Source organism: Micromonospora sp. NPDC005298 (genome assembly GCF_040607375.1).
Lineage (GTDB): Bacteria > Actinomycetota > Actinomycetes > Mycobacteriales > Micromonosporaceae > Micromonospora.
In genome coordinates this window covers 1-1,341 of sequence record NZ_JBEXGP010000054.1, presented here as the reverse complement: position 1 = coordinate 1,341, position 1,341 = coordinate 1, and the positions used below count along the sequence as shown (strand labels likewise).

Below are 1,341 nucleotides of genomic sequence, written 5' to 3'. Positions count from 1 at the left end.
CGTGCCGGACGGCCCGGACGTCGAGCTGGCTGCCCGGGTACGGCGGGAATGCGCGAGCCGGCTGCCGGAGTACATGATCCCGGCGGACCTGGTGGCGGTGGAGTCCATTCCGCTCAACGCCAACGGCAAGGTCGACAAGGCCGCCCTGGCCTCGTCCGTGGGGGAGACCGGCCGGGCGCACGTGGCTCCCCGCACCGACCTGGAGCGGCAGCTCGCGGAGATCTGGGCACGCGTGTTGAACCTCGACACCGTCAGCGTCATGGACAGCTTCTTCGACCTCGGCGGCGACTCACTGCGAGCGGTCGCCCTGGTCGGCGCGCTCCGGGGAGCGGGCTTCCCCGTCGGCGTCCGGGACGTCTTCGTGCACCGCACCGTCACCGCGCTCGCCGCGCATCTCGCGGCCAAGGACAGCGCCGAGGTCGCGCCGGAGTTCCAGCCGGTGGCCCCGTTCGCGCTGCTCGACGACGCCGACCGGGCCGCCCTGCCCGCTGGCCTCACCGACGCGTACCCCATCGCCCAGGTGCAACTCGGCATGCTCGTGGAAATCCAGAAGGACCCCACGCGGTCGCTGTACCACATCGTCCGCTGCTTCCGGGTCCACAGTCGACAGCCGTTCTCGGCTGACGCGCTCACGGCGGCCGTGCACGACATCGTCGCCCGGCACGAGACCCTGCGTACGTCGTTCGCCCCGCACACCTACTCGGTGCCGCTGCAACTCGTGCACGCCCAGGCCCCCGTCGACGTACGGATCCTGCGCCTCGACGAGGAGCGCGCCGAGGCCCACCTGCGCGGCTACGTCGACGCCGAGCGGGCCCGACCGTTCGACCCGGAGCACCCCGCCCCGCTGCTGCGGGTCAGCGCGCACGTCGGCACCGACGGCGGATGGTGGCTCACCGTGGCGATCAGCCACCTGGTGACCGGCGGCTGGGACCTGAACACCCTGCTGGCCGAGCTGCTCAGCTGCTACGAGCGGCGCTGTGTCGGCATGGCGCCGGAGGCACCGGAGCCGATCGCGGTCCGGTACGCCGACTTCGTCGCCGGCGAGCGGGCCGCGCTGGCCTCGGCGGCCGACGAGGCGTACTGGCGGAAGGTCACCTCCGGCCATGCCAGGTTCACCCCTCCGGCGGGCTGGGGCGACGGGTCCGCGGCTCCCGGGACCGTGCTGCGGCACCGGCTCAGCTACCAGGACCTCGACCCACGGATCCGCGAGCTGGCCTCGACGTACGAGGTGTCACCCAAGGCTGTCCTGCACGCGGCTCATCTGAAGGTGATGAGTCAGTTGACGGGTGAGCGGCGGTTTTACACGGGGTTGGTGTGTGATGCGCGTCCGGAGGTGCGGGG

The 1,341-nt window shown here is 72.2% G+C and carries 1 protein-coding gene; it reads left to right on the top strand.

Annotation, left to right across the window (positions count from 1 at the left end; translation table 11 throughout):
* A partial coding sequence (locus ABZS77_RS30035) for a condensation domain-containing protein (RefSeq protein WP_354829697.1) occupies window positions 1-1,341 on the top strand: 1,341 nt, incomplete at both ends.